Below are 24,242 nucleotides of genomic sequence, written 5' to 3'. Positions count from 1 at the left end.
TGTGTTGCCCAGGCTGCGTGCCGCCGGTCCCCCTTCACCCGAAGCGCGCGATCGCAAAATCCGCCGCGACCGGCGCGCGCCCCAGCACCGCATCCGCCGTCATGCGCCCCGCCACCGGGCCGAGCGTGTAGCCCGAGGAGGTCACCGCGGCGAAGAAGCCCGGGCAGGACGGCGCCTCACCCAGGATCGGCGCGCGGTCGATATGCACGTTCATCCCGGTCCAGGCGCGCAGCACGGACAGGCCCGCCACCGCCGGCACCACATGGCCCGCCACCCACAGGTTGCCCTCGATGCTTTCGCGCCGGTTGCGGGTGGCGCCGGTGGCCGCGTCGTGCACGCCCGGCCAGGCGCCGCCGATCAGCAGGTGGCCGTGCGGGCCCTGCTTCAGCGACAAATGCCGCCCGGCATGGGCGACCAGGTGCGGGATGACGGGGCCGGTGGCCTCGGTGGCGATGACCTGCTGGACCAGCCCGCCGACCGGCAGGCGCACGCCGGCCAGCGCGGCGATCTGCCCGGACCACGGCCCCGCCGCGACCACGACGCGCCCGGCGCGGATGGTGCCGGAATCCGTGGTCACGGCGAAGGCGGCGGCCTCGCGCGCGATGCCGGTGACCGCCACGCCGCCGGCCACGCGCGCGCCGGCCCGCCTCGCCAGCGCCAGCAGCGCCGCGGTGCCGCGCAGCGGGTCGATCTGGCCCTCCAGCGGGCAGAAGGCGGCGCCGAGGAAGCGCGGCGCCAGGTAGGGCGCGATGTCGCGCAATTCGTTCGCGCCGATCACGTGGCTGTCGATGCCCGCACCGCGCTCCACCGCGGTCTTGCCATGCAGCCAGGCCAGCTCGGCCGGGGTCTCGGCCAGCATGATGCCGCCTTCGGTGCGGATGCCGCAGCCCTCGCCGGCATCGCGCGCGATCTCCTTCCACAGGTCGATCGAGCGCGGGCCGAGCGGCAGGGTCGCGGCGGCCGGGCCGGCAGTGCCGAGCGCCTCGGCCTTGTCGCCGAAATCATAGGGCAGCAGTTGCACATGGAGGCTGCCGGCATTGGCGGTGCTGGCGGCCAGGCCGGGCTCCGAGCGATCCACCACCAGCACGTCGGCGCCCTCGCGCGCCAGGTACAGGGCGGTGGACAGGCCCAGCACGCCGCCGCCGATCACCAGCACGTCGCAGGCGCGGTCCTGGGGCGCCAGCGGCACGGCAGGGCTGCGCCAGGTGGTCGGCGTGGGCGCGTGGATCACGGGCGCGTCGAAGCCTTCCGGCACCTCGCGCATCAGGGCCGCGGCCGGGATCGGCTTGATCGGCGCGCGCGGGGCGGCGAAGGCGGCCTCGGCGGCGGGGGCGCCGGCGATGCGCGCGACGGTCGCGCCGCACATGCGCCCCTGGCAGCGGCCCATGCCGGCGCGGGTCTCCTTCTTGAGCGCGGCCAGCGTGCGCGCGCCGGTGGCCATCGCCGCGCGCAGCGCGCCGGCGGTGACCTCCTCGCAGCGGCAGACGATCGTGCCGTCCGCGATGGCGGCGGCGTCGAAGGCGGGGGCGGCGAAGATGCGCCACAGCGCGCGCTGGAACGCCAGCGCGCGATCCAGGTCGCGCCGCGCGCCCGTATCGTCGGGTGCGGCCAGGCCGAGGTCGCGCGCCGCCGCCAGCCCCGCCAGCGTCCCGCGCGCGAAGGCCACGCGCGACCCGCCGATCGACGCGCCATCGCCGACCGCGAAGACGCCCGCGACATCGGTGCGGCCTTCGCCATCGGCCACGGTCTCCAGCCGGCCGATCTCCGCCCCCGGCCCATCCGTGGCGAAACGCTGCGCGCAGCCGAGCGCGCGCGCCAATCCGGTCTCGGGCTGGAAGCCCATGTTGAGCGCGGCGACGCCGGCCGCGATCCGCCCTTCGCCATCCGGCGTGGCGATGCGCAGCGCGGCGAAGCGGTCGGTGCCTTCGCAGGCCAGGATGCTGCTGCCCCACAGCACCGGCACCCCGGCGCGCCGCAGCTGCGCCAGGTAGCGCAACCCGTCCCAGGCGAGGTCGGGCGATGTCCGCGCCAGCGCCAGCATGTCGCGCCACGCGCGCAGCCCCGGCCGCGGTGCCGCTTCCACCACGGCGGCCACCTGCACGCCGCCCGCCGCCAATTCGCAGGCCAGTTGCAGGTTGAGCGGCCCGCTGCCGGCGATCACCACGCGATCGGCCGGGCTGACGCGCTGCGCCCGCGCCAGAGTCTGCAGCGCGCCCGTGGTCATCACGCCGGGCAGCGTCCAGCCCGGCACCGGCACCGGGCGTTCATGCGCGCCGGGGGCCAGCACCAGGCGGCGGGGCCGGAAGGTGAGGGCGGTGTCGCCGATGACCGCGGCGATCTCATTCGCCGCGAAGCCGCCCCACACGGTCGCGCCGTGGTGAATGGCGACGCCGGCCAGGCGCGCTTCGGCCAGCAGCGCCGCGCCGTGCCGGAACTGCGCGTCGGGGGCAGCGTTGGCGTGGGACTTCGCCAGTGGCTTCAGGTACTGGCCGCCGGCCTCGGCGCGTTCGTCCAGCACGATGGTCGCGGCACCCGCGCGTGCGGCGGCGATGGCGGCGGACAGCCCGGCCGGGCCGGCGCCCACCACCAGCACGTCGCAGGCCCGTTCGGCGATCGCGACCGGCGGCACCGCGAGCGGCGCCGGGTCCGCCGGCAGCGCACCCTCCACGCGCATCCCGGCCTCGGCCTTCACCAGGCAGGCGCGCTGCCCGGCGCGGCCATCCACCGTGACGATGCAATCCCAGCACGCGCCCATGCCGCACCACAGCCCGCGCGGCGCGCCCTTCGCCGTGGTGCGCAGCGCGACCACCCCGGCGGCGGACAGCGCGGCGGCGATGGATTCGCCGGGCAGCGCTTCGACCTCGCGCCCATCGAAGGTGAAGCGGACCGGCGCCGTGGCGCGCGTGATGGCAGGTGAGGTGAGACGCATGCCCTTGCCGTGCTGGGGAAAACAGTCTCGGATCATCGCATGCGGCCCGGCCGCGTCCATCCCCGGAGACTTCCCGATGTCCCGCGAGCCCTTCCGCGGCACCTACACGGTGCTGGTCACGCCCTTCACCGCCGATGGGTCGGCTGTCGATCACGCCGCCCTGGCGCGGTTGGTGGAGTACCAGGTGACGCAGGGCGTGCGCGGGCTGATCCCGCTGGGGTCCACCGGCGAGTTTTTGTCGGTTTCGCGCGAGGAGCGCGCCGCCATCGTGGACACCGTGGTGCGCAGCGCGGCCGGGCGTGTGCCCGTGTTGGTCGGCACCGGCGCGGAGGACACGCGCGAGGTTGTCGCGATCTCGAAGGAAGCGGAATCGCAGGGCGCGGACGGCGTGATGATCATCCCGCCCTTCTATTCCGTGCCGACGCTGGCTGAACTGGTCCACCACTACGACACGGTGGCGAAGGCGATCGGCATCCCGATCATGGTCTACAACAACCCCGCCACGTCCAACGTGGACATGACGCCGGCGATGCTGGCCGAGATCAGCCGCATCCCGAATTGCCGCTACGTCAAGGAAAGCACGCTGGAAGTCACCCGCGTGCGCGACATCGTGGATTTGTGCGGCGACCGCATGGAGGTCTTCGCCGGCGTGCTCGGCTATGAAAGCGCCTGGCTGGGCGCGATCGGCTGGGTCGCTGTGTGCAGCAATGTCGCGCCGCGCCTGTCGAGCGAGATGTTCGACGCGGCGGCCTTCGAGGTGAACCGCGACAAGTCCCGCGCGCTCTACAAGCGCCTGACGCCGCTGCTGCCCTGGGTGGGCGGGCCGCGCTACGTCAGCGGCACCAAGGCGGCGTTCCGGCTGATGGGCATGGACATGGGCCCGCCGCGCCCGCCGCGCCTGCCGCTGCCGGCGGCCGACCTGCCGGCGCTGGCGCAGGTCTTGCAGGGCATCGGGCTGATGAGCATCGCCGCGCAGGCCGCGGAATAACAGGGAGCATCACACCATGGATCGTCGCCTTTTCCTCGCCGCCGGCGGATCGCTGCTTGCCGCGCCAGCACTCGCGCAGGCCCCCGCCTGCACCCAGGCCGTGCCGAATACCGAGCTGGTCAAGGCCGGCACGCTGACGCTGTCGACCAACCCCACCCTGCCGCCGATGCAGTTCGTCGATGGCCAGGGCGTGCTGCGCGGCATGCGTGTGGAACTGGGCGCGGAGCTCGCGCGGCGCCTGTGCCTGCAGGTCGAGCATGTGCGCGTGGAATTCGCCGCCATGATCCCCGGCCTGGCGGCGCGCCGCTGGGACATGATCAACACCGGCATGTTCTACACCGAGGAACGCCAGCGCCTGATGTGGCTGGTGCGCTATGAACAGCAGGCGATCAGCGTGTCGGTGCCGCGCGGCAACCCGCGCAACATCCGCCGCATCGAGGACCTGGCCGGGCTGCGCGTGGGCGTGGAGCAGGGCGGCTTCGAATTCCGCCGCACCACCGACATGTCGAACGACCTGCGCGCGCGCAACCTGGCGCCGCTGACCATCCGCGCCTTCGACAATTTCGCGGTATCCTTCCAGGCGCTGCGCGCAGGGCAGCTCGACGCGGCCATTTCGATCGACAGCACGGGAAAGGAATACGACGACCGCGGGGAATTCACGCGCGCGATCGCCGGGCTGTACGGCACGCCGATCAATTTCGGCTTCCGCTCGCGCGCGCTGGCGCAGGCGGTGGCGACGGCGCTGACGGCGATGAAGGCCGATGGGTCGTTCCAGGCGCTGCTCGATCGCTTCGGCGTCGCGGCCTATGGCGGGCCGTTCGAGGTGGTCGGGCCTTCGTGATCGCGCCCCTGGGCGCCGGGCAGCGCGCTGGGCGACCAGCGTGCCGTGCGCGCGACAGCCGCATGGGGACGCGCTGACCCATGCAGATCTGGCGCTGGGACGGCTTCTTCGATTCGCTTTTCAACGCCTACCTGCTGGAAGGGGCGATCATCTCGGTCGGCCTGACTGCGGGATCGCTGGTGTTCGGGCTGTTCATCGGGATCGGGCTGGCGCTGATGCGCCTGTCCGGCAATCGCGTGATGTCCGGCTTCGCGGCCTTCTATTGCTGGTTCTTCCGCGGCACGCCGCTGCTGGTGCAGCTGCTGCTGATCTATACCGGCCTGCCGCTGCTCGGCATCCGCTTCGATGTATGGGAAGCAGCCCTCATCGGCATTTCGCTGAACGAGGGCGCGTATCTCAGCGAGATCGTGCGGGCCGGCATCATGTCGGTGGCGAAGGGCCAGCGGGAGGCAGCGGCCGCGCTCGGCCTGCATCGCGCGCAGGTGTTCCGCCTGGTGACCTGGCCGCAGGCGATGCGCGTCATCATCCCGCCGCTCGGCAACAGCGTGAACGGGCTGCTCAAGACCACGTCGATCGCGTCGGTCATCAGCGTGGATGAGCTGCTGCGGCGCACCCAGCTGCTGATCCAGGAACGCTTCCTGGTGCTGGAGCTCTTCATCGTCGCGGCGATGTACTACCTGCTGATGACGACGCTGTGGGATATCGTGCAGCGCCGGCTGGAACGCCGCTACGGCCGCGGCTACGCGGCGGATTCCGCCGACCGGCGGTGACAGGGCAGGGCCGGCGCGCTATCGCTGGCCCCGACCCATGAGCGACAGCGCCGACTTCGTCCCGCCCATGCCCACGCCGGCCTGGCGCCCGCCCACCGCCCTGGGCGGGTTGCTGCGCGCGCGGCGCGACGTGCTGTCGATCTTCCCAGCCGATGCCTATCGCCGCCAGGTGATGACCACGCGCCTGCCCGGTCGGATGATCCTGGTGGCGAATACGCCGGAAGTGGTGCGCGACGTGTTCGTGACCAAGCACGCGACCTACCAGCGCAAATCCCGCTTCCTCGAGGACGCGCTGCGGCCGGTGATCGGCGGGTCGTCCTTCATCGCCTGGGGCGACGACTGGGTGGCCAGGCGCGCGGCGATCAGCCCGCCGATCCATCCGTCGGGCATCGCGCAGTTCCACTGGGCCTATGTGCAGGCCGCCGAGGAGACCGCCGAAATCCTCGCCCGCGCCGAGGGCCCGGTCGATGTCGCCGCCGCCTTCGCCACCGGCATCACGCGCGTGCTGCTGCTGTCGGTCTTCGGCCCCGGCGTGCCGCGCGACGAGGCCGCGATCATCGCCGAGACCTTCACCGCCTACCAGGATGCCGCCGAGGTGGTGGACCTGTTCGGCCTGATGGGGCTGCCGGACATGCTGGGCTGGCTGACGCGCCGGCGCGCCGGGCGGCTCGCGGCCGCGCTGCGCGGGCGCGTTGCGCGGTTGCTGGAGACCGCCGGCGAAGGTACGCCGCTGCTGGCCGCGCTGCGCGCCGCGCTGTCGGGTGATGCGCTGCTGGATGAAGTCGTGATGTTCCTGCTGGCGGGTGCCGAGGGCGCGGCCATCACGCTCACCTGGACCGCCATGCTGGCCGCGCTGCATCCCGCCACGGCCGACCGCATGGCGGATGAACTGCCCGCCGCGCCGCCGGACTATGCCGACCTGGCCGGCTTCACCTTCACCCGCGCGGTCATCCAGGAATCCATGCGGCTCTATCCGCCCGTCGCGGTCTTCGCGCGCCAGGCGCTGAAGCCCGACCGCATCCGCCGCTGGGATGTGCGGGAGGGTGACATCGTGCTGGCCGTGCCCTGGCTGTTGCACCGTCACGAACAGCTCTGGGAGGCGCCACACGCCTTCCGCCCGGAACGCTTCCTGGGCGATGCGCCGCGCCAGCGGCCGCGCTTCGCGTACCTGCCCTTCGGCATCGGCCCGCGCATCTGCGCGGGTGCGGCCTTCGGCATGGCCGAGGTCTCAGTCTTTGCCGCCATCCTGTTCCGCCGCTTCCGCTTCGCCATCGCGCCGGGCTTCACGCCGCGACCGAATTGCCGCCTGGCGCTGCGCCCCAAGGGCGGCATGCGGCTGGTGGTGAGCGCGCGCTGAGGCTTGTCGCCCCAGGCGCTGCGCCGCAATGTTGCGGCGCGGCGAACAGGAGAGCGGGTATGGCGGAGTACGACCTCGCGGTGCGCGGCGGCCAGGTGGCGACCGGCTTCGGCACCACGCGCTGCGACATCGGCGTGAAGGACGGGCGGATCGTGGCACTCGCCGACCGCATCACCGATGCGGCGCGCGTGGTGGAAGCGGATGGGCTGCTGGTTCTCCCCGGCGGCGTCGACAGCCATTGCCACATCGAGGAACCCTCGCGCGGCGGCTATGCCAGCACGGGCGTGGCGGAGCCGCCGGTCACGGTGAACGAGGAAAGCTTCGCTACCGCCAGCGCATCCGCCTTCGCCGGCGGCACCACCTCGGTCGTATGCTTCATCCCGCAATGGAAGGGCTTCGGCGTCTGGGACCGCTACGTGGATTACCGCGCGCGGGCCGCGAAGGGGATGCTCGACCACGCCTTCCACCAGATCATCTCCGACCCGACCGACGCGGTGATGGATGATGAAGTGCCGCGCGTGGTCGCCGAGGGCGTGCGCAGCCTGAAGGTCTTCCTGACCTACGAACCGCTGCACCTGGCCGACGCGCAATACCTGCGCGTGCTGACCAAGGCGCGCGAGCTGGGCTGCCTGGTCACGGTGCATTGCGAGAACTACGCGGCGATCAACTGGCGCACCGCCGAGCTGCTCAGGCACGGCATGACGGCGCCGAAATACCACGCCTGGGCACGACCGCCGGTGGTGGAACGCGAAGCCACCCACCGCGCCATCGCGTTGGCCGAGCTGGTCGACCAGCCGATCCAGGTCTTCCACGTGAGCTGCGCCGAGGCCGCGGAGGAGATCGCCCGCGCCCAGGCCCGCGGCGTGAAAGTCTGGGGCGAGACCTGCCCGCAATACGTCGCGCTCACCGCCGCCGACATGGACCGCCCCGGCTTCGAGGGGGCGAAATTCATGTGCAGCCCCGCGCCCCGCACGAAGGACGAACACGCGCGCATCTGGGAGATGATCCGCCGCGGCACGCTCGACGTCATCTCGTCGGACCATTGCGCGTTCTCGTATGAAGGCGACAAGGGCAAGCGGTCCAATGGCGCCGATGCGGTGTTCCGCGACATCCCCAACGGCATTCCCGGCTTCGCCGCGCGCCTTCCCATCATCTTCAGCGAGGGTGTCTCGAAGGGCCGCATCAGCCTGGATGACTTCGTGCGCCTGACCAGCACGAACCCCGCGCGGCTGATGGGCCTCGCCCCGCGCAAGGGCATGATCGCGGTCGGCGCCGATGCCGACCTGGCGCTGTGGGATCCGCGCAAGAAGGTCACGCTCACCAACGCGCTGATGCAGCACGCGATCGACTACACGCCCTATGAAGGCATGGAGGTCACCGGCTGGCCCGTCGCCACCATCCGCCGCGGCGATGTCGTGATGCGCGACGGCAAGGTGCAGGCCGAACCCGGCACCGGCCGCTTCCTGCCGCGCGGCCCCTACGACTTCATCCGCCCGCGCGGCATCACGCCGGACGGCTTCGACCCCGCGCCCTTCAGGTGACGGCCTGGGCGTAGCCGACCGCCCAGATGCCGGTCTCGTCGTAGTCGATGCGCGTCGCGTCGGTGATCGGCGCGGCGGCCAGGATGGCGGCGAGTTTCGCGCGCGCGGCATCGACGCGGTGGCGGATCTCGCCGGCGTCGCGCGGCGTCGGTTCCGCGTTCAGCACGCCCGCGCCGGCCCAGGACAGGCGCGTGGTCCAGCGCTCCGTCGTCTCGGGCCGCGGGCGAATGCGACCGGTGGTGGACATGCGCAGCAACAGCGCGTCGCGCTCCGGCCGCGGTTCGATCACGCCTTCCAGCCGGCGCGACGCGGTGCTGACCTGCGCGTCGTGGAAGGACAGCGTCTCGATACCGAGGATTCGCAGCGCCCCGGCGTCATCCACGCCGATCACCGCGGCCAGCTTCTGCGCCACGCCCGTGCCGCGATTGCCCTGGAAGGAGGCCAGCAGCACCTCCCGCCCCGCGATCGGCAGGCTGCGCAGGATGCGCCCATCGCCGTACCAGGTGGGCAGGCGGATTTCGCCCTGCGGCGCGCCCGCGCCGGTGAAGGCGATGGCGAAGGCCTCGCCCGCCGCGCCGCGGATCGTGCGTGCCACGATGGTGCTGTGGGGCTGGCCAGTGCGCAGCGCGATCGTGGTCGCGGCGGCCTGCGCCGCGGGCGCGCCGGCCAGCCCCGCCGCGGCAAGGAATAACGAACGGCGGCTGGTCATGGCGTATCTCGGCGCATCGGTGGCTGCGCCGATCCTGCCGCGGACCACGCCGCGCGCCAAGGAACCGCTTCAGCCGGCCACGCGCGCACGCAGCATCGCCGCGCGCTCCGCCAGCCGCGCGCGCAGCGCGGCCAGCGCCGGCCCGCCGCGCAGCACCGGGCGGCAGGCTGCGGCCTCGTAGCGCGGGCGCGGCGCGAACGGCGCAAAATCCTTGAACAGCGTCGTGACCACGTGGTTGTCGAACAGGCCGCGGTTGCCGTCGTCGTAGTAGGTTTCGCTGGGCGCGCCCTCCGCCAGCACCAGGCCATGCGCGGGCAGTTCGACGTGCCAGTATTGCGCCTCCGCCCGCCAGCATTCCTGGACGATGCTGGTGCCGTTCACGAGAAGCACCGCGGGCACCAGGTGGCCGTCCAGCAGCATGCCGTGCTCGGGGGAAACACGCAGGTCGCGCCGCGGCAGGCCATCGCCGAGCGCACCCGCGCGGATCAGCACGGGGGCCACGCCGGTCGGGTCGGCGCGCCCGGCCACGGCCACGCGCGTGCGGCCCATCCAGATCACGCCCTGCGGCACCTCGCCGCGCGATCCCGTCAGCACCATGTCGCCGGCGCGCAGGCTTTCCACCGGCACCTCGCCGGTCGGTGTCGCGATCATCGTGCCGGCCAGGAAGCAGGTGACGTCCTCGAGCCCATAGGCGCGCACCGACCCGCCCGTGCCGAGCACGAATAGCCGCGCGCCGTCGGCCTCGGTCGTCTCGGTCCAGTCGTCGGTGTCGTCGCCGGTCCAGCCCGTGAGGTAGAGCGTGTCATCGCCCGCGCCGAACTGGATGGTGTCGTTGCCATCGCCCGCGCGCCAATAGGCCAGGTCGCCATCGCCGCCGGCATCGATGCTGTCGTCGCCTGCGCCGCCGGTGATGGTGTCGGTGCCGTCGCGGCCGAGCAGCGTATTGGCGCCGCCATCGCCGGTCAGCGAATCATCGCCCGACCCGCCCGCCGCATCCTCGAAGCGGCTGATCGTGCTGCCTTCCAGCAGCCCGCCCGCCACGGTCTGCGCCGCAAGGTCGATCACCACGCCCGCGGTATCGGCCCCGGCATCGAGCATGTCGTGGCCGGGTACCGTGCCGATCACCACGCCGATCCCGAACAGCGTGCGCGTGCCGCCATCCAGCACGTCGCCGCCGCCGGTCGCGAGGATGGTGTCATCCCCGCCGCCGCCCTGCAGCGTGTCGGACGCGCCAGCCAGGCCCGACAGCACGTCGTTGTGGTCGCTGCCGTTCAATGCCTCGATATCGACCAGCGTATCGCCCGCGGCGTCGCCGCCGGACCCCACCACGCCGGGTGCGAGGGAGACCGTCACGCCGGCGGCCGAGGTATTGTAGTCGGCAAAATCCTGGCCTTCGCCACCGACCAGGCTGTCGGCACCGGTGTTGCCCTCCAGCGTGTCGTTGCCCCCCTCGCCCTGCAGTGTGTCGAGGCCGCCATTCACGTCCCGCAGCAGGTCGTCGCCATCGCGCCCGAGCAGGCTGTCGTTGCCGCCACCGCCCAGCAGCGTGTCGTTCAGCCCGAGCCCGCCGATCGTGTCGTCGCCCGACCCGCCATTGATGTTGAAATACTCGAAGCCGAACACGGTGGTGCCGTCGCTGATGGTCTCGGCAGCCAGCGGGTCGGTCGGCAGGAAGCTGAACGACGTCGCCAGGTTGAAGCGGGAGATGACGGCCAGGTCGATGCCGTCGTCGCCGTCCGGCGCGGGCGTATCCTCGCCTTCGGGCGGGGCGGGCGGGATGCTGTCGCCGCCGACCAGCAGGTCGACCCCGCCGCCGCTCACCACCGTGTCGCTGCCGAGCCCGCCAAAGATCGTGTCGGCGTCGGTGTTGCTGGAGAGGTCGCCGTCGCGGATGCTGTCGTCGCCACCGAAGCCGAGAAGCGAATCGGCCCCACCTTCGCCCCGCAGCGTGTCGTCGTAGTCGCCTTCGGCCAGGCCCGCGATGGTGTCGCCCACCTGCGTGCCGCGGATGTTGAAGCGCTCGACTCCGAGCACCACGCCGCCATCGCCCAGCGCCGTCTCCAGCGTGTCCTCGGGCGTGAAGTTCAGCGCCTTGCCGGGTTCTGTGATCTGGAAGCGCCCGATGATCGCGAGGTCGTCGCCCTCGCCGCCATCGATCCGATCCGACCCGGGCTCCGCGGTCCCGGTTCCGGAGATCCGGAAGTCCGTACTCTCCAGCACGTCGTCGCCGGCACCGCCCTCCAGCGTGTCGTTGCTTGCCACGCTGCCGGGATTCAACCCCTGGTCGCGCAGGGTGTCGTTGCCGCCCTCGCCGCGCAGGAGGTCGCTGCCCCGCCCGCCAAGGAGCGAATCATCAGCGTCGAGCCCACCGATCGTGTCGGCCACTTCGCTGCCGGAGATGTCGAAGCGCTCGACGTTGATCACCGTGCCGCCGATGCCGGTCGAGGCCTCGATGGTGCTGCTGACCGGGGTGAAGTTGATCGGCGCGTTGGACAGCGTCCCTGCGCCGCTCAGGACGAGCGTGTCGAAACCCTCGCCGCCGTCGACGTAGACAGCGTCAAGGTTCCGAAAGCCAGACCCGGAGATCAGCCGGTCGTCGCCCTTGCCGCCCAGCATCGTGTCCGCCGCGCCGCCCGGGGAGTCGTTGCCGCCCTCCAGCGTGTCGTTGCCGTCGCCGCCGCCGATCAGGTCGGCGCCGGTGCTGCCGTCCAGGCTGTCATTGCCGTCCAGGCCGAAAAAGGTGTCGTTGCCGTCGCTGCCGCTGAATCGGAAGACCTCGATGCCGACCACCGAGCCGCCGCCCGCACCCAGCGAGGCGGCGGTCGCGCTGTCGACCGGTCGGAAATCCCAGGTCTCGCCGCTCCGGGCATCCGCCGACAGCGTGTCCTGGCCTATGCCGCCATCGATGCTGTCCGCCCCGCCGGTGGCGCTGATGCTGTCGTTGCCGGCGCCTGCCATCAGCGTATCCGGGGTGGCGATCGCGCCGGCACCGGCCAGCGTGTCGTTCCCATCGCCGCCCCACAGGCTGTCTCCCCCGCCATTGCCGACGAAGTTGTCATTGCCGCCCAGGCCCTGGATCGTGTCGCTGCGGAGCGATCCGCGGATCACGAAGACCTCGACGCCGACCACGGTGCTGCCTTCGCCCAGGCTGGTCGGCGTGGCGCTGTCCACCGGACGGAAATCGAGCGGCGGGTCGGTCGGCGGGTCGCCGAAGAATTGCTGGGTATGGCGGAAGACCAGCGTGTCCTGGCCCTCGCCGCCGTCGATCGAATCGCCGCCCGCGCGGCTCAGGATCGAGTCGTCGCCCTCGCCGCCGATCAGCGTGTCCGCGCCCGAGAGCGTGTTGTCGCCATCGAAGATCGTATCGTTGCCCGCACCGCCCTCGATGCTGTCATTGCCCGCGCCGCCGAGGATCGAATCCGCGCCGTCCTCGCCCAGGATGGTGTCGGCGGCATCTCCGCCCAGCGCGGTGTCGTTGCCCTCGCCGGCCAGGATCGAATCGGTGCCGGCCTCGCCGTTCAGGCTGTCATTGCCGGCCCCGCCCAGCAGCGTGTCGTTGTCCGCGCCACCCAGGATGCTGTCATTGCCGTCCCCGCCATCGAGCGCGTCGTTGCCCGTCAGGTCCACCAGCAGGTCGTTGTCGGCGCCGCCCGCCAGGCTGTCGGTGCCGGAACCACCGCGCAGCACGTCGTTGCCGGCCTCGCCCACCAGCGTGTCGTCGCTGGCGTCGCCAGCGAGCGTGTCGCGGTCCGCCCCGCCTTCCAGCAGGTCGCGGTCCGCCCCGCCCAGCAGGCTGTCGGCGCCGGCGAAGCCGCGCAGCGTGTCGTCGCCCTCCAGGCCGACCAGCGTATCCCCGCCGCCATCGACCCGCCCCTCGATGCGGTTGGCGGCGCCGGTGGCGGTGAAGTGCAGCTGCTCGACCCCGGTCACCAGGAAGCCGGCATTGGCCCAGTCGCCCGCGGCATCCGGCACGAAGTCTGCGCTGGCGCCACTCGCCGCGATCGAGATGAAGGCGGTGTCGATGCCCGCGCCGCCGATCAGCGTATCGCCGGTGATGGCGCCGAACACCTGGTCGGTGCTGAACAGCGAATCATTGCCGCTGCCGCCATCGAGCGTATCGGCCGCCGCCGCGGGTGCCGCGCCGCCACCGAGCACCGTGTCGAAGGCGATGAGAAGGTCGTTGTCGTCGCCGCCGCTGAGCGAATCCGCACCGAGCGCCCCGCGCAGCGTGTCGTCGCCGCCGAGCCCATCCGCCGCGTCGTCGCCGGCGGTGCCGGTGAAGCTGTCACTGCCGGTCGTGGCGCCTGGGCCCGGAAACCAACCCGACATGCCGAACCCCTTCCGATCACCGAACTGGCGAAAGTGTCGGGGAGGCAACCGCCTGCGGCAAGGCGGAAAATACGTTCGCGCAACGGTTGTGCGGGCTGTCCTACAGTCGCGCGGGAACCTGCGCGATCACGCTCTCCTCGGCATTGGCGAAGGCGAGGCGCAGGTGGCGCTCCTGCCCCGGCCCGAAGAACGGCCCCGGCAGGCCGAGCAGCCCGCGTTCCACCGCGAGGTGCTCGGCCAGCGCCACCGCGTCCGGCGCATCCGCCGGCAGGCGCAGATAGGCGAAATAGGCGCCGAGGCTGTCCAGCCGCCAGCCCGGCAGTTGCGCCACCGCACGGCGGAACGCCCCGGCGCGCCCGGCCATCAGGTCGCGGTTGGCGCCGCGCCAGTCGCGCAACGCCTCCACGCCCCAGGCCAGCGCCGCCTGCGCGGCCTTGGGCGCGTTGATCTGCATGGTGTCCAGCGCCTTCATCAATTCCGCGCGGAAGCCCGGCCCGCACACGATGGCGCCGACGCGGTGCCCCGGCACGCAATACGCCTTGGAAAACGAATACAGGTGCACGAAGCCATCGTCCCAGGCGGGGTTGGCGAACAGCGCATGGGGTGGCGACTGCGCGGGGCTGAGGAAATCGCGATAGGTCTCGTCCAGCACCAGCCAGGCGCCGTGCGCGCGCGCCAGTTCGGCAAAGCGCGCGATCACCGCGGGCGGATAGACCGCCCCCGTGGGATTGTTCGGCGTGACCAGCACGATGGCGCGCACGCCCGCCATCAGCGCGGCGGCGCGGTCGGGGTCGGGGATGAAGCCGTCCTCCGCCCGGCAGTCCAGCGGCACGCAGGGAATGCCGAGCGCGCTCAGCGCCATGCGATGGTTGAAGTACCAGGGGGTGGGCAGCATCACCGCCTCGCCCTGGCCGGCCAGCACGCTCATGGCCATGGTGAAGGCGAGGTTGCCGCCCGAGGTGATCGCCACATCCGCCGCGCTGATGCGCGCGCCGTAGAAGCCGGCCATGTCCTCGGCCAGCGCCTCGCGCAGCGCCGGGTCGCCATCGATCGGGCCGTAGCCGGCGGCGGCGCGGCTGCCGGCGGCCTCGGCCAGCTTCGCCAGAAGGTCAGGATGCGGCGGATAGCCCGGCACCGCCTGGGTCAGGTCCAGCACCGGCCCGGCGCGGCCGTCATAGCGCGCCGCCCAACCGCGCACGGCCGGAATCGGTGGGGTCTGGGTGGCGCGGATGCGCGGCGACAGCGGCAGGGTCATGGCGCGCGAAGGAACCATCCGCGCGGGCGGCCGTCCATGCCCCCCGGCTCGCCGGCCTGCCGGCCCTATGGCGCCTCGCCGGCCGGGCGGCCCGTCGCGTGGCGCCAGTGATGCCACAGCAGCCGCGCCGCCAGCGAACGCCAGGGCGACCACGCCACCGCCATCTCGACCAGCGCGCGCGGCTTGGGGCGTTCCGGCAGCGACTTCAGGTGCGCGGCGCTGGCGGCCAGCGCCACGTCGCCGGTCGGGAAGACATCCGGCCGTTCGAAGCCGAACACCAGATGGACCTGCGCCGTCCACGGGCCGAGGCCGGGGATCGCCGACAGCATGGCCACCGCCTCGGCATCCGGCGCCGCACGCAGCGCGGTGAAATCCAGCCGGCCCTCCAGCACCGCATCCGCCAGCGCCCGCACATGCGCCATCTTCGGCCGCGACAGCCCGGCGCCACGCAGCGCGTCATCCTCCAGTGCCAGCAACCCGGCGGGGTCGAGCACGCCCGGCAGCGCCGACAGCCGCCCCCAGATCGCCGCGGCGGCCTGGTTGCTGATCATCTGCCCGCAGATGGTGCGCAGCAGCCCGGGAAAGCCCGGGTCGCGCTGCCGCCAGGCCAGCGGCCCGGCGCGGTCCTCGATGCCGGCGAAATCGGGATCGAGGCGCCCCAGCGCCACGATGCCCGCCCGCGCCCAATCGGGCACGGGAGGGGAGGCGGCGGGGGTGGGGGATGGGGAGGGAACCCCCGCCGCCTCGGGGGAGGACCGCCCGCGGGGGATGCGGCGGGCGAGGCTCCGTGGGGGGGGAGGTGGGGTGGCCATGGCCCGGCACGAAGCCCTGCCGGGGCTGCGAATGCAACGCCGGGCAACGCTGCGGCCCCCTGCAACAAGACGAAACACGGCCCGACGCTGCAACCTTCCCCGTCGAGGACTATTGTAACAGGCATGGAGTCCGCACCGCATATCCTCGTGGTCGATGACGACCGCGAGATCCGGGACCTGCTGTCCCGCTTCCTCGAGAAGCAGGGCATGCGCGTGACCGCCGCGCGGGATGCGCGGGATGCGCGCCGCGCCTGGCCGCTCGGGCGCTACCACCTGGTCGTGCTCGACCTGATGATGCCGGGCGAACCGGGGCTCGATTTCGCGCGCTGGCTGCGCACGCAATCGGACGTGCCGATCGTGATCCTGACCGCCATGGGGGAGGAGACCGACCGCATCGTGGGTTTGGAACTGGGCGCGGACGACTACGTGGCGAAGCCGTTCAACCCGCGCGAATTGCTGGCGCGCATCCGCGCCGTGCTGCGCCGCGCGAATGGCGAGGGCCCGGCCAAGGAGCCGCCGGCCAAGACCATCCGCTTCGCCGGCTGGACGCTTGAGCCCGTCCTGCGCCGCCTGCTCAACCCCGAGGGCGCGGAGGTGCCGCTGACCGGCGGCGAATACGAATTGCTGCTGGTGCTGGTCGAACGGCCCAACCGCGTGCTGACGCGCGACATGCTGATGGACCTGCTGCGCGGCCGCCAGGCCGGCCCGTTCGACCGCGCGATCGATGTCGCGGTATCGCGCCTGCGCCGCAAGCTGGAGGATGACGGGCGCAACCCGACGCTGATCAAGACCGTGCGCGGCGGCGGCTATGTCTTGGCGGCGACGGTCGAGCGTGGCTGAACCCCGCCGCCGCTTCCGCCTGCCGGCCAGCCTGGGCGGCCGCACCGCCTTCTGGCTGATCGTCGCCTTGATGCTGGTGCAGGCGGCGGGGCTGACCATCCACGCGCTCGACCGCGTGGACCTGCAGCGCTTCATCCAGGCGCGCGAGATCGCCGGGCGCGCCTTCAGCGCCTGGCGGACCTCGATGCTGGCGCCGGCGGACCGGCGCGAACAATTGCTGGCCGACCTGGACCTGCCCGAGGGGCTGAGCGCCGAGATCGCGCACCACCCATCGGTGCGGGCCGGGGCACCGCCGCCGCCGCCGCATGTGGCGCGGCTGTTCCGGCTCGACCTGCTGAATTCCGGCCCGCCGCGGCTGCGCCCGCGCGAGGTGCGGATCGGCGCGCTGTCGCCCGGCGGCTTCGTGGCGGCGCTGCGCCTGCCCGATGGCGAATGGCTCAACCTGCGCGTCGAGATGCCACCGCCGCGGCCCTGGCATTCGGCGACCTTCCTCGCCGCCTTCGTGGTGATGACGGTGGCCGCCGTGCTGCTGATCCTGTGGGCGGTGGCGCGGCTGATGCGCCCGGTGAAGCTGCTGGCCGAGGCCGCCGACCGGCTGGGCCGCGACGTCAATGCGCCGCCGCTGCCCGAGAAGGGGCCGTCCGAGGTCGCCACCGCGGCGCGCGCCTTCAACGTCATGGCCGGGCGCATCCGTCGCTTCGTGGCGGACCGCACGCAGATGCTGGCGGCGATCGGGCATGACCTTCGCACCCCGATCACGCGCCTGCGCCTGCGCGCCGAATTCATGGATGACGACGAGCAGCGGCGGAAGATGCTGAGCGACCTCGACGAGATGGAGCAGATGATCGCGGCGACGCTCGCCTTCGCGCGCGACGACGCGGCGGCGGAACCGGCATCGCCGATCGATCTGGCCGCGCTGTGCCGCACGGTCGCGGACGAAGCCGCGGATGCGCGCCCCGAACTGGCCGAGGCGATCGCCTTCGATGGCCCGGAGCGCCTGACCCTGCGCGCGCGCCCCATCGCCCTGAAACGCGCCATCGCGAACCTGGTGAGCAATGCGCTGGCCTATGGCGGTGCCGCGCGCCTCACGCTGTCCGCGCGCGAGGGCGGGATGGTGCGCCTGGCGGTCGAGGATGACGGCCCGGGCATTCCCGAGGCCGAGCTGGAAGGCGTGTTTGCGCCGTTCAAGCGGCTTGAGGCCAGCCGCAACCGCGAGACCGGCGGGACCGGCCTGGGCCTGACCATCGCGCGCAATATCCTGCGCGCGCATGGCGGGGACGTGGTGCTGGCCAATCGTCGCGAAGGCGGCTTGCGGGCGGTGGCCAGCCTGCCAGCATAGGGCATATCCCGACCGGATGGTCCTGCACGATCGGGGTTGAACGTGACGCCACGGGTATCGAGGCGCCACGGCGCCTCAGGCCGGGCGGCCGGCCGCTGCTATTCGAGCAGCCGCAGGCTGGCCAGCGAATTGGCGACCTGGGTGAAGGCGCCTTCCAGCGCCGCCGCGGATGGCGCTTCCAGGTAGAAGGGCGCCTCCGGGCGGGTCGCGCAGGTTTGCAGCATGTTGCGCACGGCCGTCGCATTGCCCGATGACGGATTGCCGATCTCGAAGCCGATCACATAGATCGTCATGCGCGGGTTGTTCGGATCGGGGCCCTTCATCGCCGCGCAGATGGCGGCGAAGCGGCCATCGAGGCGCGCATCGGCGTTGGTCTGCGACGGCGGCAGCGGGATCTGGTTGCCGGGGAAGGTGCCGTTCCAGGTCGCTTCCGGCCAGACGTTCTGGATCGGCCAGACCGGATTCGGCCCGACGCGCCCGTAGGCATTGTAGAGCAGCTCCGTCACGCCCGCGGTCGGCGAGGCGCGCACGTTGCCGCTGGCATAGAGCGCTTGCCAGTTGTTGTCGCCATCGGTCAGGATGACCACGGCCTTGGTCATGTTGCGGGTGTTGTAGGGCAGCGGCAGGGTGCCGATGGTGCTGTTGTTCGCGATGTTGGGCCACTGGTTCTGCCAGCGCGGGCTGAGCGTGTACCACGCGCCCTGCATGCCGGTGACGATGGTGGTGCCGCCGCTGCGCACCGGCGCGGTGATGGCGTCCACCGCCGCCTGCACCGCGGCGCGGCTGGCGGTCAGCGGCAGAATAGGGCTGAGCGCGCACAGCCGGTTCGGGCCGGCCGACGAGGTGGGCAGATTGCCGATGCCGGTCATGCCGGCGTTGATCAGCGTGGCGTATTCGGCGTTGTAGCGAAGCGCGTCGTTGGTGGGTGTCGAGACCAGCCCGTTCGGGTTGGTGAAGTCGTTGTCGCCACGGCAGAACCGGACGGTGTAGTCGCGCCTTGTCCCATCGGTGTTGTTGCGGAACAGCCGCACCGGGATCGCGGCATAGGCGTTCGCGTTCGTGCAGGCGTTCGCGCCCGCATAATGCGGCACGTCATAGCCCGGGTAGGTCCCGAGCCCGGTGGAAGGCACGCGGGTCGCCGTCGTCCAGTTGAGCGGGTTCGCCACGGCCGGGTCGTCGATGTTGCGCTGGAGCGTGACGATGCCATTCGCGGTCGTGCTGTTGGTGACGTCCTGGTTGTCCAGCGTGTCCCGCAGCACCCAGCCGACACGGCGGTAGGTGCTCTGGTAGTAATAGGGCGTCAGGCGCCCGCCGGCATCGGCGGGGCCGAGGTCGGCGATGTCGTCATTGCCGTTCGAACGGGCCTCGACGCAGCCGCTCCAGTTGGCCTGGCGCCAGCCGATCGGCATGTTGGTGGTGTCGAGGAACGCCGCATTGCCGGTGCCGATGTTCACCGTGCGCGCGAAGGGCACCACCGAGAACCACAGGTTGCGCCGGGTGTCGTCGTTGGGCCCATACAGGCGGCCCAGCATGGTGCGAACCGCCTCCTGCGCCGCCACCAGCTTCGACGCGAAGCCCGGCGCCGATTGCCGCATCGACGATGTCTGGTCCAGCACGATCGCGACCTCGAGCCCGGTGCCCTCGCGCCGCGCCACCGCGGCATCGGACACGGTCGTGTTGCGCCGGTCGATGATGCTGAACAGCGTGGTCGGCACCGTCGCGAAGCCGCTCACCTGGATGCGCTCGTCATCGAGCGGCGTGATGGTCGGCCGGCCGGGCGTCGCCAGCATGTAGTTGCTGGCCCAGCGCCCGTTCTGGTTGTAGTTCGCCCAGTAGATGTTCTCGACCAGCGCGTCGCGGGTGGCCGCATCGGTCCCGATCTGGCGCGCCGCCAGCAGGCTGGCGGCGTCGATCGCGGTCTTGAGCCGCGCATTCACCATCCAGATCCGCGTGAGGTCGATCGCCAGCCCGGCAAAGCCGATCACGCCGATCATCACGACGGCGCTCATGGCCGCGACGGCGCCGCGGCGATCGCTCAGGGGCTTCATGCGGTGCAGTCCCTCGCGTTGGAATTGGTCGGCGGCGTGCGCAGCCTGGCGGCGTCGGCCACGCGCGTGACGAACATGGTCATGCTGTTGATGCTGCGCGGCAGCGCGGTGCCGATCAGCCCGATGCTGAGCCGCCACGGCACCACGATGGCGGTCGCCTCGAAGACCATCAGCGTCTCGCCGGTCGGCAGCACGAAGGGCGCGGCATTGCGGCCGGTCAGGGTCGGCGCCCCGCCGACCGCCACATTGCCCAGCACGCTGCCCGCCGAGGCATTGCCGGTGCGCACGGTCCAGTCGAGCCGGTTCTGGTTGGTGGCGGTGTTGCGGCTGACCGCGCTGATGCGCATGGCGCCGCCGCTGGCGGAATTGACATCGACCAGGCCGCCGCCGATCCGCGCCGCATGCGCCCAGAATTCATTGGTGTCGCCAGGCGTGGTGATGCGGCTGCACTGGGAGATGATCTGGCCAAGCTGCACCGCGATCATTTCCATGCGGATCTGCGCGCGGAACACCCGCACCACATCCGCCGCCGCCAGCAGCACCAGCACGAACAGCGGCGCCACCAGCGCGAATTCCGACGCGGCGACACCGCGCCGGCCCAGGCGCGATGGGCGCGCGCGGCGCTCAGCAGGGCAGGTTGTCGAACGGCTCATTCTTGACCACGATCGTTGTCTGGTGGGTGAACCCCGGCCCGCCCCAGATGGACGCCGCGAGCGGACCCGTGATGAAGGGCTGCATGTAGCGGATCGTGTAGGACGTGATCTGGCTGCCCGCGCCCGCGGTGGCGGTGCCGGCACCCGCCATGGTGCCAAGATTGCCCCAGGTCGCGGTCGTCACGGTCAGGTTCTGGCCCTCGCGGATCAGCCGGTTGGTCGCGGCCGAGACCATCCAGGTGATGCCGGCGCTGCGGCAGCCCGGCATGTCCGCCGCCGGCGTATTGCCGCGCTGCCAGGCCGGGATGGCGTTCGACCCGGTGCCCCCGAAGCGGCTGGCCTTCAGCGCGGCATGGTCGAGCGCCGCGCCGGTCGCCAACTGCCAGGCGGCTTCGCAGGTGCCCAGGATCATGATGAAGAACGGCCCGGCGATGATGGCGAATTCCGATGCCGAGGCGCCACGGCGCTGGCCCAGCACGCGCCGAATGAGGGCCAGCGGCCCGATCCGGCCGTCCGACCTTTGCGGCCGCGTCGCGCGCGGCGGGGGAACCCGCGGGCCTTGATCGGTCATTGTCCAAAAATCCGGAGCAGGTTACAAAAAAATAGCGTTAACGAACCGGCAAAATCCAACAATTGAGGCGCTGCGACTATACACAAGCGCGTGACTTCAGGGCAAGCTCCTTCACGGGCCAGGGCTGACGCCGCGGCCCCCGGCCGCTAGGCTCTGCTCCCGGCAGCAACGACTCGCCGATGCCGGGGCCATCGCGCCGGCACCGAACATCGAAAGGGCACAGCGCCATGGAATGGGTTCTGCTCGGCATCGTCGTGGTGCTGATCGCGTGGCTGGTGATGGTCTACAATCGCCTTGTCACGCTGCGGCAGGTCACCGGCCAGTCCTGGTCCGACGTGGATGTGCAGCTCAAGCAGCGCCACGACCTGATCCCCAACCTGGTCGAGACCGTGAAGGGCTATGCCGCGCACGAAAAATCCACGCTCGATGCCGTGATCCAGGCGCGCAATGCCGCGGTCAGCGCGCAGGCGCAGGGCCCGGCGGCGGCGGGGCCGGCGGAAGGCCAGCTGGGTGCCGCGCTGGGCCGCCTCTTCGCGCTGTCCGAAGCCTACCCCGACCTCAAGGCCAACCAGAACTTCCTGTCCCTGCAGGGCGAATTGTCGGATATCGAGAACAAGATCGCCGCCGCCCGCCGCTTCTACAATTCGTCGGTCGCCGAATACAACGCCATGACGGAGAGCGTGCCGGCCGTGTTCTTCGCGAAGTCGATGGGCTTCCAGCAGCGCGGCTTCTTCGAACTGCCCGAGGCCGAGCGCGCCGCCGTGCAGGCCAGCCCCCAGGTGAAATTCTGAAGCGCGCCATGCGGTCCGCTTCGTCCATCCCGCGCGCATCCCTGCCCGCCCGGACGGTGCCGTTCGGGCGGGCGATGCCCTAGGCGCCCGGCCATGCAGGCATTCGGCCTGCGCACGCATGCGTGGAACACCGCCTGGCGGTCGCTGCTGCTGCTGGCGGGCTTCCCGCTGCTGTTGGCCATCATGGCCTTCGGTGTCGGCCTCATCTTCGCCGCCGACCAGCAGAACATCGACCGTGCCTTCCGCGAGACGCTGCGCAACCTGCCCTGGCTGTACCTCGTGGCCTGCGGAGCGGCGGCGGTCTGGTTCGCCATCGCCTGGGTCGCGCACAACAGGATCCTCGATTGGGCGACCGGCGCGCATCCGGTGACGCGCGCCGAGGAACCGCGGCTGTGGAACCTGCTCGAGAACCTGTGCATCTCGCGCGGGATGCGGATGCCGCGGCTCGCGGTGATCGAGACGCCGGCGATGAATGCCTATGCCGCCGGCCTCACCCGCGACAAGGGCGCGGTGACCGTCACGCGGGGCCTGATGAACGCGCTGGACGACCGCGAACTGGCGGCGGTGCTGGCGCATGAGCTCGCGCATATCCGCAATGGCGATGCGCGGCTGGGGCTGATCGCGGCGGTCTTCGTGGGGGTGATCTCGCTCGGCTTCGATTCCATGACGCGCGGGCGGCGCCTGGCGCGGGCCGGCGGCGCGACGCGCGACGAGGGCGGCGGCTGGCGGGTCAGCGGCAATTCGCGCAACACCGGCTGGGCGGCGCTGATCGGCGTGCTGATGATCTCCCTGGCCTGGCTGCTGGCCACCGCGCTGCGCATGGCGCTGTCGCGCAACCGGGAATTCCTGGCCGATGCGGGCGCGGTGGAACTGACCTCCGACCCCGACGCGATGATCTCGGCGCTGCGCAAGGTCGAGGGCAATGCCGAGATGCCGGAGGTCTCGCCCCAGGTCCGCGCGCTGTTCCTCGAGGATGCCTCGGACAACGCGCTGTCCTCGCTGATGGCGACGCATCCGCCGATCGCATCTCGGGTCGAGGCGCTGGTGAAATTCGCCGGCGGGCGCGACCCCGGTCGCATCGAACGCGCGGCGATCGAGGACACGCCGGCCTGGGCGCAGCAGGCGGCATCGGACGACGCCACGGTGCAGATCCCGCCGGGCGCGCTGCCCGGCATGCCCTTGCCGGTGCCCGCGCCGTGGTGGCAGGGACCGGCGCAGGGAGGCGCGCCGCCCGGCCAGGCCGCGCCCCCGCCGGCATCCCCGTGGGGCAAGCGCGGCTGATCAGCCGCCGAGCAGCCGCCTGAGCTTCAGCACCGCGCTGTCCGGCGTGGTCAGCACCGGCTTGCCGGTGGCGCGTTCCACCAGCGGCTTGGCGCGCGCCAGAGAGAACTGCCCGAGCGCGATGGCATCGCAATCCGCGAGCTCCCGCGCCGCCTCCTCGGCCAGGCGGTCATGCGTCGCGACATCGCCGGCATCGAGTGCCGCGAGCCCGCCCTCGGCCACCTTCGACACCACCGTGATCCCCGCCGGGAATTCCGGCGTCATCGACGGGATGGTGCCCTGGAAGGTCACCAGCAGGCCGATCCGCTTCCCCCTGGTGATCGCTTCCTCGATCATCGCCTCGTTCGGCTTGAGCACGGGCAGGGGCGCCAGGTCGCGCGCGCAGGCCTCGATGCAGGGGCCGAAGGCCGAGCAGGTGAATAGGATCGCATCCGCCCCGGTGCCCGCGGCATAGCGCGCCAGCGTCAGGAAGCGTTCGGTCATGCGGGGCGTGAGCGCGCCCTCGCGCGCCAGGTCGGCCGACAGGCTGTCATCCAGCAGGTTCATCAGCACCTGGCCGGGCCACAGCCGCGCGAAGGCGGCCTCGATCGGCGGGGGCGAATGGCGCAGCGCATGGATCAGCGCGATGCGCTTCGGGCGGGCCGCGCTCATCGCTCGGGGCTGCCGCAGCGGCGCAGCGGGGATGGCATGTCGCGGCAATCGGGGAAGACGATCTCGTCCGGCCCGACGCGGCGCACTTCCAGCGTGTCCGGCCCGCCCGGGCAGCCAAAGGCGATATCGGGCGGCAGGCGGCCCGCGGCGGCGCCCGGCGGCACGATCGGGCTGAAGCGGAAGGTCGCGCCATCGGCGCGCGTCACCACCGTCTCGATGATCCGCTGACGGTAGGCGGGGTCGAGCAGGCCCGACCGCAGCACCACGTCGCGGGTGAAGATCACGGTCGGCTGCGCGGTGCAGCGCGGGCCGATGGTGTCCGCGGCGGGGAACATCCCGCCCGTCCAGGACCCGAACAGCCATTCATGCGGCGCGACCGGCCCCTGTGCCAGGGCCGGCGCGGCCAGCATCGGCGCGGCGAGGATGAGCTTGCAGGCGAAACGGCGCTTCATGGAATGCTCTCCGGGACGCGGGGCGCCCGGTATGGCGCCCATGCGGCGCCGGGGCAAGCGGGTCGGCCGCCGCGCCGGCGGCCCA

General features: G+C 71.8%; 19 protein-coding genes. 9 read left to right on the top strand and 10 right to left on the bottom strand.

Going from position 1 to position 24,242, the window contains the following annotated elements; genetic code table 11:
* Positions 1–34 precede the first annotated feature (34 nt).
* Positions 35–2,929 (bottom strand): FAD-dependent oxidoreductase, encoded by a 2,895-nt coding sequence (locus LQ222_RS17430; RefSeq protein WP_230168112.1) that lies wholly within the window; start codon positions 2,927–2,929, stop codon positions 35–37.
* A 76-nt stretch (positions 2,930–3,005) separates the two neighbouring features.
* Between LQ222_RS17430 and LQ222_RS17425 the strand changes: the two genes are divergently transcribed.
* The 5 genes from LQ222_RS17425 to hydA all read left to right on the top strand — a co-directional run bounded on the left by LQ222_RS17425 (position 3,006) and on the right by hydA (position 8,426).
* Positions 3,006–3,917 (top strand): dihydrodipicolinate synthase family protein, encoded by a 912-nt coding sequence (locus LQ222_RS17425; RefSeq protein WP_230168111.1) that lies wholly within the window; start codon positions 3,006–3,008, stop codon positions 3,915–3,917.
* A 16-nt stretch (positions 3,918–3,933) separates the two neighbouring features.
* A complete protein-coding gene (locus LQ222_RS17420; RefSeq protein ID WP_230168110.1) occupies positions 3,934–4,758 on the top strand; it encodes an ABC transporter substrate-binding protein in 825 nt (274 codons plus the stop codon).
* A gap of 80 nt (positions 4,759–4,838) precedes the next feature.
* The gene (locus tag LQ222_RS17415) at positions 4,839–5,528 is read left to right on the top strand and encodes an amino acid ABC transporter permease (protein WP_230168109.1); all 690 of its coding nucleotides are present in this window, start codon (positions 4,839–4,841) and stop codon (positions 5,526–5,528) included.
* 37 nt (positions 5,529–5,565) lie between these two features.
* Complete coding sequence (locus LQ222_RS17410; RefSeq protein WP_230168108.1) at positions 5,566–6,885, top strand: cytochrome P450; 1,320 nt, start codon at positions 5,566–5,568, stop codon at positions 6,883–6,885.
* A gap of 59 nt (positions 6,886–6,944) precedes the next feature.
* Complete coding sequence (gene hydA, locus LQ222_RS17405) at positions 6,945–8,426, top strand: dihydropyrimidinase (protein ID WP_230168107.1); 1,482 nt, start codon at positions 6,945–6,947, stop codon at positions 8,424–8,426.
* On the opposite strand, the gene LQ222_RS17400 is transcribed toward hydA, so the two are convergent.
* The 4 genes from LQ222_RS17400 to LQ222_RS17385 form a co-directional block, all read right to left on the bottom strand.
* Complete coding sequence (locus LQ222_RS17400; protein ID WP_230168106.1) at positions 8,419–9,135, bottom strand: hypothetical protein; 717 nt, start codon at positions 9,133–9,135, stop codon at positions 8,419–8,421. The genes hydA and LQ222_RS17400 overlap by 8 nt on opposite strands.
* 69 nt (positions 9,136–9,204) lie before the next feature.
* Positions 9,205–13,464, bottom strand: coding sequence for a Hint domain-containing protein (locus LQ222_RS17395; RefSeq protein ID WP_230168105.1), 4,260 nt, complete (start codon positions 13,462–13,464; stop codon positions 9,205–9,207).
* A gap of 100 nt (positions 13,465–13,564) precedes the next feature.
* The gene (locus LQ222_RS17390) at positions 13,565–14,719 is read right to left on the bottom strand and encodes an aminotransferase (protein WP_230168104.1); all 1,155 of its coding nucleotides are present in this window, start codon (positions 14,717–14,719) and stop codon (positions 13,565–13,567) included.
* A 65-nt stretch (positions 14,720–14,784) separates the two neighbouring features.
* Complete coding sequence (locus LQ222_RS17385; protein WP_230168103.1) at positions 14,785–15,414, bottom strand: DNA-3-methyladenine glycosylase; 630 nt, start codon at positions 15,412–15,414, stop codon at positions 14,785–14,787.
* A gap of 240 nt (positions 15,415–15,654) precedes the next feature.
* Between LQ222_RS17385 and LQ222_RS17380 the strand changes: the two genes are divergently transcribed.
* Both LQ222_RS17380 and LQ222_RS17375 read left to right on the top strand, forming a co-directional pair.
* A complete protein-coding gene (locus tag LQ222_RS17380; protein ID WP_230168102.1) occupies positions 15,655–16,371 on the top strand; it encodes a response regulator in 717 nt (238 codons plus the stop codon).
* Complete coding sequence (locus tag LQ222_RS17375) at positions 16,364–17,710, top strand: ATP-binding protein (protein ID WP_230168101.1); 1,347 nt, start codon at positions 16,364–16,366, stop codon at positions 17,708–17,710. Before LQ222_RS17380 ends, LQ222_RS17375 begins: the two co-directional genes overlap by 8 nt.
* A 98-nt stretch (positions 17,711–17,808) precedes the next feature.
* Here LQ222_RS17375 and LQ222_RS17370 read toward each other — a convergent pair whose 3' ends face one another.
* The 3 genes from LQ222_RS17370 to LQ222_RS17360 are packed head-to-tail and all read right to left on the bottom strand — an operon-like array spanning position 17,809 to position 20,982.
* Positions 17,809–19,758, bottom strand: a complete 1,950-nt coding sequence (locus LQ222_RS17370; RefSeq protein ID WP_230168100.1) for a Tad domain-containing protein — start codon at positions 19,756–19,758, stop codon at positions 17,809–17,811.
* The gene (locus tag LQ222_RS17365) at positions 19,755–20,411 is read right to left on the bottom strand and encodes a TadE/TadG family type IV pilus assembly protein (protein WP_230168099.1); all 657 of its coding nucleotides are present in this window, start codon (positions 20,409–20,411) and stop codon (positions 19,755–19,757) included. Before LQ222_RS17365 ends, LQ222_RS17370 begins: the two co-directional genes overlap by 4 nt.
* Positions 20,383–20,982: a TadE family protein gene (locus LQ222_RS17360; protein ID WP_230168098.1), complete on the bottom strand. Its 600-nt coding sequence runs from the start codon at positions 20,980–20,982 to the stop codon at positions 20,383–20,385. Before LQ222_RS17360 ends, LQ222_RS17365 begins: the two co-directional genes overlap by 29 nt.
* Positions 20,983–21,209: 227 nt before the next feature.
* Here LQ222_RS17360 and LQ222_RS17355 point away from each other — a divergent pair, with 227 nt between their 5' ends.
* Positions 21,210–21,773, top strand: coding sequence for a LemA family protein (locus tag LQ222_RS17355; protein ID WP_230168097.1), 564 nt, complete (start codon positions 21,210–21,212; stop codon positions 21,771–21,773).
* Positions 21,774–21,866: 93 nt separating this feature from the next.
* The gene (locus tag LQ222_RS17350) at positions 21,867–23,054 is read left to right on the top strand and encodes a M48 family metallopeptidase (protein ID WP_230168096.1); all 1,188 of its coding nucleotides are present in this window, start codon (positions 21,867–21,869) and stop codon (positions 23,052–23,054) included.
* Here the strand turns inward: LQ222_RS17350 and LQ222_RS17345 are convergent, their stop codons facing one another.
* A complete protein-coding gene (locus LQ222_RS17345) occupies positions 23,055–23,705 on the bottom strand; it encodes an aspartate/glutamate racemase family protein (RefSeq protein ID WP_230168095.1) in 651 nt (216 codons plus the stop codon).
* Complete coding sequence (locus LQ222_RS17340; RefSeq protein ID WP_230168094.1) at positions 23,702–24,157, bottom strand: hypothetical protein; 456 nt, start codon at positions 24,155–24,157, stop codon at positions 23,702–23,704. The genes LQ222_RS17345 and LQ222_RS17340 overlap by 4 nt, the downstream gene beginning before the upstream one ends.
* Positions 24,158–24,242: the final 85 nt, after the last annotated feature.

Source organism: Roseomonas sp. CECT 9278 (assembly GCF_918698155.1).
Classification (GTDB): Bacteria; Pseudomonadota; Alphaproteobacteria; order Acetobacterales; family Acetobacteraceae; genus Neoroseomonas.
This window is presented reverse-complemented; position numbering and strand designations above follow the sequence as displayed.